The sequence below is a fragment of the Pseudoalteromonas sp. Z1A6 genome (assembly GCF_011378745.1).
Taxonomy (GTDB): Bacteria; Pseudomonadota; Gammaproteobacteria; order Enterobacterales; family Alteromonadaceae; genus Pseudoalteromonas; species Pseudoalteromonas arctica.
Genome location: NZ_WTKW01000136.1, coordinates 1 through 10,657 on the forward strand (window position 1 = coordinate 1; position 10,657 = coordinate 10,657).

Annotated in this window: 10 protein-coding genes; 9 read left to right on the forward strand and 1 reads right to left on the reverse strand. The window is 38.8% G+C overall.

Annotation, left to right across the window (positions count from 1 at the left end):
- Window positions 1-130 precede the first annotated feature (130 nt).
- From GQR46_RS10245 to GQR46_RS10280, 8 genes are all read left to right on the forward strand, one after another.
- Window positions 131-403 carry an STAS domain-containing protein gene (locus GQR46_RS10245; protein WP_002959595.1) on the forward strand — a complete coding sequence of 91 codons (273 nt, stop codon included), beginning with the start codon at window positions 131-133 and terminating at the stop codon, window positions 401-403.
- An 8-nt stretch (window positions 404-411) separates the two neighbouring features.
- Window positions 412-774: a response regulator gene (locus tag GQR46_RS10250; RefSeq protein ID WP_007584956.1), complete on the forward strand. Its 363-nt coding sequence runs from the start codon at window positions 412-414 to the stop codon at window positions 772-774.
- 10 nt (window positions 775-784) lie between these two features.
- On the forward strand, window positions 785-2,875 hold the full coding sequence (locus GQR46_RS10255; protein ID WP_165740888.1) for a chemotaxis protein CheA: 2,091 nt from the start codon (window positions 785-787) through the stop codon (window positions 2,873-2,875).
- Window positions 2,872-3,357 carry a chemotaxis protein CheW gene (locus tag GQR46_RS10260; RefSeq protein WP_007584959.1) on the forward strand — a complete coding sequence of 162 codons (486 nt, stop codon included), beginning with the start codon at window positions 2,872-2,874 and terminating at the stop codon, window positions 3,355-3,357. The genes GQR46_RS10255 and GQR46_RS10260 overlap by 4 nt, the downstream gene beginning before the upstream one ends.
- Before the next feature lie 45 nt (window positions 3,358-3,402).
- The gene (locus GQR46_RS10265; RefSeq protein ID WP_165740889.1) at window positions 3,403-5,709 is read left to right on the forward strand and encodes a methyl-accepting chemotaxis protein; all 2,307 of its coding nucleotides are present in this window, start codon (window positions 3,403-3,405) and stop codon (window positions 5,707-5,709) included.
- Window positions 5,710-5,788: 79 nt separating this feature from the next.
- Window positions 5,789-6,619 (forward strand): protein-glutamate O-methyltransferase CheR, encoded by an 831-nt coding sequence (locus tag GQR46_RS10270; RefSeq protein WP_165740890.1) that lies wholly within the window; start codon window positions 5,789-5,791, stop codon window positions 6,617-6,619.
- Entirely contained in the window at window positions 6,603-7,220 is a 618-nt protein-coding gene (cheD, locus tag GQR46_RS10275) for a chemoreceptor glutamine deamidase CheD (RefSeq protein WP_007584962.1), read from the forward strand. Before GQR46_RS10270 ends, cheD begins: the two co-directional genes overlap by 17 nt.
- 8 nt (window positions 7,221-7,228) lie before the next feature.
- The gene (locus GQR46_RS10280; RefSeq protein ID WP_165740891.1) at window positions 7,229-8,260 is read left to right on the forward strand and encodes a chemotaxis response regulator protein-glutamate methylesterase; all 1,032 of its coding nucleotides are present in this window, start codon (window positions 7,229-7,231) and stop codon (window positions 8,258-8,260) included.
- On the opposite strand, the gene GQR46_RS10285 is transcribed toward GQR46_RS10280, so the two are convergent.
- The gene (locus GQR46_RS10285; RefSeq protein WP_165729074.1) at window positions 8,250-9,287 is read right to left on the reverse strand and encodes a polysaccharide deacetylase family protein; all 1,038 of its coding nucleotides are present in this window, start codon (window positions 9,285-9,287) and stop codon (window positions 8,250-8,252) included. The genes GQR46_RS10280 and GQR46_RS10285 overlap by 11 nt on opposite strands.
- A gap of 42 nt (window positions 9,288-9,329) precedes the next feature.
- On the opposite strand from GQR46_RS10285, the gene GQR46_RS10290 reads away from it, so the two are divergent.
- Window positions 9,330-10,601: an MATE family efflux transporter gene (locus GQR46_RS10290; RefSeq protein WP_024591683.1), complete on the forward strand. Its 1,272-nt coding sequence runs from the start codon at window positions 9,330-9,332 to the stop codon at window positions 10,599-10,601.
- The last annotated feature ends 56 nt before the right edge of the window (window positions 10,602-10,657 follow it).

Genomic DNA, 10,657 nt, shown 5'->3' on the forward strand with positions numbered 1-10,657 from the left:
AAAGGAGCTTTAGGCTCCTTTTTTTGTATTTTAACGACAGGTTAAATTTAATTAAGCATTTTATGGCAATTTTAATAACTAGGGCTAAGCTTTTGTTATGAATTGAATTGACAGGGAATGCACTTACTAAATGCTAAAACTTCCGAGCGAACTTGCTATTACGCAAGTTGAAACACTACATCAAGACTTACTACACGAACTCAATAGCAACGATGATATCTGTCTTGATATTAACGATGTGATTTCTGCTGATACTGCCTCAATTCAACTTTTATGCGCCTTACAAAAACACCTACTTACTATACAGCACAAAATAATATGGGTAGGCAGTAGCGAGGCCTTAACGCATACAATTAATAAACTTGGCTTAAGCCAATACTTAACAACCGAAAGTAAAAGTTAGGGGTATATATGAAAAGAATTTTAGCGGTTGATGATTCAGCATCGATGCGTCAAATGGTGAGCTTTACATTAAAAACTGCCGGGTTTGATGTAACCGAAGCTAAAGATGGCAGTGAAGCTCTCGCTATTGCCAAGCAACAAGATTTTGATGCCGTGATCTCAGATGTAAACATGCCAATAATGGATGGAATTACATTAATACGAGAGCTGCGTACTTTACCGAGTTATAAATTTACACCATTACTAATGCTTACTACAGAGTCGGGCTTAGAAAAAAAGATAGAGGGTAAAGCTGCTGGTGCAACAGGCTGGATTGTAAAACCATTTAATCCCGATCAGCTACTAGCGGTAATTAAAAAAGTTATTCGCTAAGGAGCGCAGTGTGAGTATAGATTTAAGTCAATTTTTTGAAGTTTTCTTTGAAGAGAGTTTTGAAGGCCTAGATACCATGGAGGCTGAGCTATTAAACTTAGTGCCAGGTGAGGAAGATTTAGAAACTATCAACACTATTTTTAGAGCTGCTCACTCAATAAAAGGAGGCAGTGGCACTTTTGGCTTTAGCTCCGTTGCTGACTTTACTCATGTACTTGAAACACTACTGGATCAAATTCGCCAAGGTGAACGAGAGCTTAGTACCGAGCATGTCAATTTATTACTCAAAGCTGTGGATTGCTTGCGCGCTTTACTTGCTGCACTTCAAGGTGAGCAAGAGCCAGATTTAACTGAGGCAGATTTGTTAAAAGTACAATTTGAACATGTACTTGGAATGAAAAACGAAACACAAGAGAATAAACCTCAAAGCTGTGAAGAGCAAACAAGTAGTAACACCTATCAAATAGACTTTAAACCCCATCATCATTTATTTAAAACAGGAAACGAGCCACTGTATATGATCAGTGAGCTTGAAGAGCTAGGTGAGTTAGAAACCACAGTATTTTACGATGAAGTTCCAGAAATCACCGATTTAAGTAGTGATGAATGCTTTTTACATTGGCGCATTTTTTTAGATACTAGCCATGATGAAAAAGCCATAAAAGAAGTATTTGAATGGGTAGAAGACGATGCCGACATAAAAATTGAATTATGCGGAGGCTTATTTGGCAATGATGAGCAAATACAACCTAATCAAGGTGAGATATCTAAAGCTGTTGAGCTTGAAACATCCGATTTAATAAAAGTAGCTGAGCTACCTAGTAAGCCAAAGCAACCCGCTGCTAATAAAGATAAAAAACCTGCAAGTACACCAGAGTCTACCTCCATTCGAGTTGGTATTGATAAAGTTGATTCGTTAATAAATATGGTAGGTGAACTTGTTATTACACAAGCGATGCTCAATCAGCTTAGCGAACAAGAAATCACACCAGCCACAATCACTTTACTACAAGAAGGTCTAGCGCAACTTGCCCATAATACGCGTGATTTACAAGAAAATGTGATGCGCATTCGTATGCTGCCAATAAACTTTGTATTTAGTCGTTTTCCTCGATTAGTGCGAGATATAGCGCAAAAACTAAATAAGCAAGTTGAGCTAAAGTTGATTGGAGAGCAAACCGAGCTTGATAAAACAGTAATGGAAAAAATATCCGATCCTATGGTGCATTTAGTGAGGAACTCACTTGATCATGGATTAGAAACTGTTGAGCAAAGACTGGCGGCAGGTAAAGATCCCGTTGGCACAGTAACCTTAAATGCATTTCATCAGGGTGGAAACATTGTTATTGAAATAATGGATGATGGGCAGGGGTTAAATACAAAAAAAATAAAAGAAAAAGCCATCACTAACGAATTAATCTCAGCTGATAACCATCTCAGTGACGATGAAATAAATGAGCTTATTTTTATGCCCGGCTTTTCGACAGTAGATGAGGTAAGTGACTTATCTGGTCGTGGAGTTGGGATGGATGTAGTTAAGCGAAATATTCAATCATTAAATGGCTCAGTAGAAGTAACCTCAGCGGCCGGTGTTGGTTCTACGTTTACTATTAGATTACCACTTACTCTCGCTATTTTAGATGGGCAATTAGTTAAGGTGGCTCAGCATACTTATATTATCCCGCTCATTTCTATTGTGGAATCTCTGCAAATTGATATTGCTAAAGTGAGTCGAGTGGGTAAAAGCCTTGATGTATTGAGGCTTCGGGACGAATACATTCCTATTTTAAGGCTCTACGATATTTTTAATCATAAAAATGCCATTGAATCACTCGATAAAACGCTGCTTGTTGTTGTAGAAACAGATAACCAAAAGGTGGGTTTATTAGTTGATGATTTACTGTCTCAACAACAGGTTGTTATTAAAAGTTTAGAGGCAAACTACCATAAGGTGGATGGCGTATCGGGAGCCACTATTTTAGGCGATGGGCGTGTATCGCTGATTGTGGACATTAGCGGCTTAATAAAGCTCTCAGGTTTAAAAAAACCAGGTAGCCAAGAATTAACGATTGAAACGCAAGCCACTTTGGAGGCGTTATGAGCTCAGAGCAAAGCCAGTTAAGTAATCAATTAAATCTTCAGCAACAGCAAGGTGTAAAACAGTTTTTAACTTTTATTATGGCTGATGAAGAATACGGCGTTGATATTTTAACAGTACAAGAAATTCGCAGTTGGGAAGAAATTACAGTACTGCCCAATGCGCCTGAATTTGTAAAAGGCGTTATTAATTTACGTGGAACAATAGTGCCAATTATTGATTTACGGTTGCGCTTTGGATTACCAAGTGTCGACTATGGGCCATTAACGGTGGTTATCGTTGTTAAAATAGAATTTGAACTAGGTAGTAAAATTATAGGTGTTGCTGTTGATGCCGTTTCTGATGTTTACAGTATTGCGGAGCAAGATGCGAAAGCGGTTCCTAGTTTATCTGAGTCGAATAATTGTGAATATGTAGCTGGGTTGGTGAATGTTGGTGAAAAAATGGTAGCGCTAATTGACCTGCAAAAAACAATGAATATTTAGCAAATAGAAACTAAATGAATAATAAACTTAAAGGTGGTGATGAGCATGGGATGGTTTAGTAATCCAAAGCAGTCAAAATCAAGTAATGATTTAATTGTAGACGCATTGAATAAATCATTAGCGGTGATTGAGTTTGAACCTAACGGAAAAATAATTACTGCAAATATGAATTTTCTAAACGCGATGGGCTATCGCCTTGAAGAGGTTCAAGGCCAGCATCACTCTATGTTTGTTGACCCAGATGAAGCTCAGGGCAACGATTATAAGAACTTTTGGCAACGCCTGCGTAATGGCGAGTTTATCTCAGATGAGTTTAAGCGTAATGCAAAAGGTGGAGCTGAGGTATGGATCCAAGCAACTTATAACCCAATTGTTGATGAGCAAGGGCAAGTATTAAAAGTAGTTAAGTTTGCCACCGACGTGACCGAGCAAAAGTTAATAGCAGCAGAAGCTTCAGGGCAAATTAGTGCTATAAGTAAATCTCAAGCGGTTATCGAGTTTAATTTAGATGGCACTATTATTGATGCCAATGATAACTTTTTAAATGCACTTGGTTATCAACTTAGCGAGATTAAAGGTCAGCACCATAGGCTTTTTATTGAACCCGAACATGCAAATAGTATCGAATATAAAGAATTTTGGGCCAAACTAGGTCGTGGTGAATTTGATTCAGGGGAATATTTAAGAATAGGGAAGCAGGGTCAGGAGGTTTGGATTCAAGCATCTTATAACCCAATTTATGATATGAACGGCAAGCCGTTTAAAGTGATTAAATACGCATCTGATATTACTGAACAAAAAGAGCTTGAAAAAGCATCTCGCAAAGCAGCCGATTTAGCAAATGCGCTTAAAGTTTGCCAAGCGAACGTAATGATTGCTGATGAAGACCTTAATATAGTATTTGTGAACGATCGTGTTCAGCAAATGCTAAAAGTCCGCGAAAAAGAATTACAAACTGTATTACCAAGCTTTTCTGTTGATAATTTAATTGGCACCTGTGTTGATGATTTTCATAAGCACCCTAATCATCAGCGCGATTTATTAAAAAATCTCGATAAGCCTCATAAAGCCGAATTACTTTTAGCGGGTGTCACTTTCACCTTGATTGCTTCACCTTGGATTAGCCAAGATGGAAAGCATTTAGGCACCATTGTTGAGTGGGAAGATAGGACCAATGAGGTTGCGCTTGAAAAAGAAATAGCCGAACTTATTAGCGCTGCTGGTAATGGCGAATTAGATATAAGAGTCGCGGAAGAAGGCAAGGAAGGATTCTTTTTACGTTTGGCTCAAGGGCTAAATAGCTTAGTTAAAATAGTTGATGATGCAGTTGCTGACACGGGCAGTATGCTCGATGCGATGGCAAATGGTGATTTATCAAAACGAGTTGAAAAAGAATATAAAGGCTCATTTGATAAACTCAAACGCGATGCTAATGCTACGGCAGATAAGTTAACGGAAGTGATTAATCGCATTAATTCATCGGCAACGCTTGTAGCCAGTGGTGCAGAGGAAATCTCTCAAGGTAATGCTGATTTAAGCCAACGTACAGAAGAGCAAGCCTCGTCACTTGAAGAAACAGCGTCGAGCATGGAAGAGATGACTAGCACCGTTCGCCAAAATGCTGATAACGCAAAAGTGGCAAACGATTTAGCAGAAGAAACATGCGAAAAGGCGATTCAAGGTGGTGAGGTTGTAAATAGAGCAGTTACGAGCATGTCGGCAATTAATGAGTCGAGCAAGAAAATTGCAGATATTATTGGTGTCATTGACGAAATAGCATTTCAAACTAACTTATTAGCGCTTAATGCTGCAGTAGAGGCTGCAAGGGCTGGTGAACAAGGTCGAGGCTTTGCGGTTGTTGCAGGTGAAGTTCGTAATTTAGCACAGCGCTCTGCAGGCGCAGCGAAAGAAATTAAAGAGTTAATAAGAGATAGTGTAGGCAAAGTAGCTGATGGCTCTCAATTAGTTAATGAGTCGGGCGCTACACTTAAAGAGATTGTTGTATCGGTACAAAGAGTGACGCAAATGATTTCTGATATTACAGAGGCATCTGAGGAACAAAGTGCGGGTATTGAACAAGTTAATACCGCCATCTCACAGATGGACGAAATGACGCAACAAAATGCCGCCTTAGTAGAGCAAGCCTCTGCCGCTGGCGAGTCTATGGCTGAGCAAGCTAATGAGATGCGCCAACTACTCAACTTTTTCTCAATAGGTCAGCAAGAGATGGCGATGATTTCGCCGACTATGCGCACACCTAAATTATCTCATAAGTCGCAAAGCAGTTTTGTAAGTAATAAACCCAAAGGCGATAACTTTGTAGACTCTGCTGATGAATGGGAAGAATTTTAACAACCAATCTTCTTATATACCTCGCTGAATACATAATCACAGCGAGGTATTATTTGGCAGGCTAAATTGAGAGCGAACAATGAAAGAGTTTTTGTGTACCGACCGCGACTTTAAAGAAATTGCCAGTTTAGTTTATAGCGCATGTGGAATTGTATTAGGTGAGCATAAGCGAGAGATGGTTTATTCACGCTTAGCAAGACGTATTAGAGAGCGAAAACTAACTGACTTTAAAGCCTATTTAGAGTATTTAAATAGCCATAAAGATCAGGAGTTTGATGCCTTTATTAATGCAATAACAACTAACTTAACGTCTTTTTTTCGTGAAATACACCACTTTGAATTTATAGAATCTGAGCTTGTACCTGCTCTCTTAAAGGCAAATAAAAATAGTAAGCGAGTAAGAATCTGGTCTGCAGGTTGCTCAACAGGAGAAGAGCCCTACAGTTTGGCGATGACTTTAAATAATGCATTTCCGAGCAATTGGGATGTAAAAATACTAGCAACCGATTTAGATTCTAATGTATTGGCAAAAGCACAAAAGGGTATTTACACCGCAGCGAATGTTAACGGCTTAGATGACGTGCAACTTAAGCGTTGGTTTTTAAAAAGTAAAGACGGTGAAAACTATAAAGTTAAAGATAGGCTAAAAGAGTCTATTTCATTCAAGCGTTTAAACTTATTGCAAGATTGGCCAATGAAAGGATCATTTGATCTTATTTTATGTCGTAATGTTGTTATTTACTTTGATAAAGAAACAAAAGATCAGCTTTTTAAGCGTTACGCCAATATATTAAATGAACAAGGTTATTTGTTTTTAGGTCACTCAGAAAGTATGGGAAAAGAGCATACGCAATTTAAAAATTTAGGGAAAACTATGTACCAAAAGGGACAAAATGCACGCAGAGTTTAGGCCGGTATTACCTAACTTTGAACATATTAAACGATATTGGGACTCGGGCCGAGGTAGCGTTGTTGCTAAAGTGCTTCCGGGTGAGTTTTATGTTTCTAAAAATAATGAGCTGATCTCTACAGTTCTGGGTTCGTGTATTGCGGCTTGTGTTTACGATGAAGTACTAGGGATTGGGGGCATGAATCACTTTATGTTACCAATTCAAAAGGGAGTAGAACTTAAGAATGCGCATAGTTTAAGTTGTCGGTATGGCAATTGGGCTATGGAGTATCTTATAAACGAAGTTTTAAAAAATGGTGCATCTCGCCGTAACCTAAAAGTAAAACTTTTTGGTGGGGGTAAAATTATTAGTGCGATGACTGATATAGGGCTGGGTAATATTAGTTTTGCAGCGGCGTATATTAAAGAAGAGGCATTAAATCTAGTTGCCCACGATATGGGTGGACCATGGCCACGAAAAATATTTTTTCATCCGAACACCGGTAAAGTTCATATGAAAAAACTTAAAAACCTACATAATAATACGATTGAAAAACGCGAAGTCCGTTACTTACAAAACCTTAAAAAGCAAGAAGTAGTAACTGATATAGAGCTGTTTTAGGAGTATGCATGATTAAAGTATTAATAATTGACGACTCCCCCTTAATTAGGCGTTTACTCACTGAAATATTACAGCAAGCTAAAGATATTACGGTAGTGGGGAGCGCTGAGGATCCCTACGAAGCTCGCGAAATGATAAAAAAGTTAAATCCTGATGTATTAACGCTCGACGTAGAAATGCCAAAAATGGATGGCATTAGTTTTTTAAAAAACTTAATGCGATTAAGACCAATGCCAGTAGTGATGATTTCAACACTGACCCAAAAAGGCTCTCCTATTACACTCGAGGCACTCGAATTAGGGGCTGTTGATTTTATAGCTAAGCCTACTAATAACGTAAGAGAGCAATTGAGCCAATATGCATCACTTGTTCAACAAAAGGTGCGAATAGCTGCTGGAGCAAGAGTAAGAAGCTATAAAAAAACGGTCGTCACAAATGAGCCTATTAATACCCATTCTCAATTTTTACTTAATAAAGTAATTGCGATAGGTGCTTCAACGGGTGGTACTGAGGCTATCAAAGAAGTACTTATTAAAATGCCACAAAATTGCCCGCCCATTGTAATTACTCAGCATATTCCTCCTGTGTTTAGCGCCTCATTTGCTGAGCGAATGAATCGTACATGCACGATAAATGTGAAAGAGGCTGAACATGGCGATAAGCTTAGCACTGGCTGGGCTTATATAGCACCAGGTGGTTTTCATTTAAGTATTAAAAAGCGAGGTGTTAGCTTGTATTGCCAGCTTGATGATGGCGAGCCGGTTAACAGACATAAACCTGCGGTAGATGTGCTGTTTAACTCATTAGTTGAGACAGGAGCTAAAAACGTAGTTGCAGCCATACTAACAGGGATGGGGAGTGATGGCGCAAAAGGATTACTTGCACTAAAACAAAACGGTGCGTATACCTTGGCTCAAGATGAGTACTCATCGGTGGTATGGGGTATGCCTAAGGCTGCCGCTGAGTTAAATGCAACGGACGAGATAGTTGCGCTGGATAAAATAACCCAGCGACTATTACATCAGGCAGTTAAGGTTTAGGCGCTTCAATTACCCAAGGCTGCGAAAACCAAAAATAATCACCAGGGCTAGAAATAGAAGGGGCCGTACAATTAAAACGAGATCGCCCTTTATTAAGCACCTTTGGTGAGGTTATTTCGACTGTATTTTTATTTACCCATTTTAAATCTGCTTGGCCTACGCTTGATACGTAACAGGCAAATTGGCTTTTATGAAAGTCACCCATTTTAAATTCAATTGTGAGCGTGGGTGGATTTTGTTGTGTAACGCTATCTTGATAAGTTAAATTGGTGATATTAAATGCGCGTGAGTTAAGCTTAGTAATAAGAGTTTCTAGTTTGCTGTAAAAGCCTGATGCAGGAAAACGCGGTAAGCGGCTAAAATTAGAGTCTTTATTTACAGCGCCGGAGTGCTGACCAATACCCACAAAACCAAGCTCTGTCACAAGTGCTTGCAGCTCGTTATTAAACTCACCATACGGGTATGCTAAGTATTTATAGTCGTGGCCTATTTCTTCTTTTATACGCTTTTGAGAGCTAATAATATCTTGCTTAATACGTGATTGCCATTGTGCATCGGTTTCGTTTTCAAGCTTAAGGTGTAAGTAATCATGTTGTCCGCTATGATTGGCTATTAATGCCCCTTTTTTAGATAATTCTTTGAGCTTATCCCACCCCATTACGTAGCTCATGCTCTCGTCTATTAATTTAGGATTTACAAAGATAGTGTACGGGTAGCCAAACTTTTCTAAAATAGGCGCGGCTTGTTCATAGTTATTGTTATAACCATCATCAAAGGTGATGGCGACAGTTTTATCAGGTAAGGTTTCACCTTGCTGAAGTGCGCTTATTAACTCATTAAGAGGAATAACGTTAAAGTTGTGCTCTTTTAAATAGCTCAAATGTTTAGTGAATGTATTGGCGCTAACGCTCGTTACAGCGGGTAGGGTTTCACTAACATGATGATACTGTAAAATAACGGCTGCTTGAGCCCGCACAGATACACTAATGAGGATAAATAATACTAAATGAAACAATTTCTTATACATAATAAGGCACACCATAAAAGCTTGCTGTTGTTAGCGGGTCCGATGATACTATCAAATATCACAGTGCCGTTGTTAGGAATTGTTGATACCGCTGTAATTGGGCACTTAGGAAGCGCTCATTACTTAGCGGGTATTGCCCTTGGCTCTGCAGTTATATCTATTTTATTTTGGCTGGCTGGTTTTTTAAGAATGAGCACCACGGGGCTCGTGGCACAAGCATATGGAAAAAACGATTTAACCCAACTTGCCGCTCTACTTAAACGAAGCTTATTGCTTGCAAGCGCAGTGGCTGTGCTATTAATTGTGTTATCCCCATTAATAAAGCACGCTATTGCTTACCTCTCCGCCGCCAATAGCGATGTACTTATCCAAGCGTATCAGTATTTTAGCATTCGTATTTTTAGTGCTCCAGCAGCATTGTGTAATTTAGTGTTACTGGGTTGGATGCTTGGTGTGCATTATGGTCGAGGCCCATTTTATTTATTACTCGTCACTAATATCGTTAATATAGTACTCGATATTTATTTTGTTGTTTATTTAGATTGGGCAGTTGCAGGCGCTGCGTGGGCTTCACTTATTGCTGATTATACGGCTTTAGTATTTGCACTGTTTTTAGTGGTTAAACTAGCTAAAAAACAAGACATTGATCTAAATGTACCGAATTGGTTGAGTATTAGCAAAATGGCTGAATTATTGAGTTTGAATAGAGATATATTTATTCGCTCTTTAATACTGCAATTATGCTTTAGTTTTATGACGTTTTACGCAGCGCGTATAGGCGAAACCACATTAGCTGCTAATGCTGTTTTACTTAACTTTCTAATGTTGGTGAGTTTTGCTCTTGATGGCGTTGCTTACGCGTCTGAGGCAAAAGTAGGGCAAGCTAAAGGCCAAGGAAGCGTTAAAAATATAGAGCTTTGGGTTAAAATAAGTGTATTTTGGGGCATGCTTTTTGGCGTCTTATATAGCGCTTTTTTTGCATTATTCGGCAGCGGTATAATCAAGCTTTTAACCAATGTGCCAGAGGTTATTCAAGAGGCAACACACTATTTACCATGGCTAATAGTGTTGCCTATTTTGGCCATGAGTTGCTTTTTGTTTGATGGTGTTTTTGTAGGGCTTACGCGAGCAAAGAACATGCGTAACAGTATGATACTTTCAGCTGGAGTTGGCTTTTTTGGTGTGTTTTGGGTGTTTATAGACTTGCAAAATAACGGGTTATGGCTGGCTATGAGCTGTTTTATGTTAATGCGCGGGGTTACATTAATAATTAAATATCACCACTTAAAAATAAATAATCAGCTACTGGATTAAACTAATACTAATCTGCTTATATATGGGGTCTATTTAACGATAAGGAAATTGCGCTA

Coding starts and splice junctions, on each gene's coding strand:
- GQR46_RS10245 (WP_002959595.1), top strand. CDS start 131: ATGCTAAAACTTCCGAGCGAACTTGCTATTACGCAAGTTGAAACACTA.
- GQR46_RS10250 (WP_007584956.1), top strand. CDS start 412: ATGAAAAGAATTTTAGCGGTTGATGATTCAGCATCGATGCGTCAAATG.
- GQR46_RS10260 (WP_007584959.1), top strand. CDS start 2,872: ATGAGCTCAGAGCAAAGCCAGTTAAGTAATCAATTAAATCTTCAGCAA.
- GQR46_RS10265 (WP_165740889.1), top strand. CDS start 3,403: ATGGGATGGTTTAGTAATCCAAAGCAGTCAAAATCAAGTAATGATTTA.
- GQR46_RS10270 (WP_165740890.1), top strand. CDS start 5,789: ATGAAAGAGTTTTTGTGTACCGACCGCGACTTTAAAGAAATTGCCAGT.
- cheD (WP_007584962.1), top strand. CDS start 6,603: ATGCACGCAGAGTTTAGGCCGGTATTACCTAACTTTGAACATATTAAA.
- GQR46_RS10280 (WP_165740891.1), top strand. CDS start 7,229: ATGATTAAAGTATTAATAATTGACGACTCCCCCTTAATTAGGCGTTTA.
- GQR46_RS10285 (WP_165729074.1), bottom strand. CDS start 9,287: ATGTATAAGAAATTGTTTCATTTAGTATTATTTATCCTCATTAGTGTA.
- GQR46_RS10290 (WP_024591683.1), top strand. CDS start 9,330: ATGATACTATCAAATATCACAGTGCCGTTGTTAGGAATTGTTGATACC.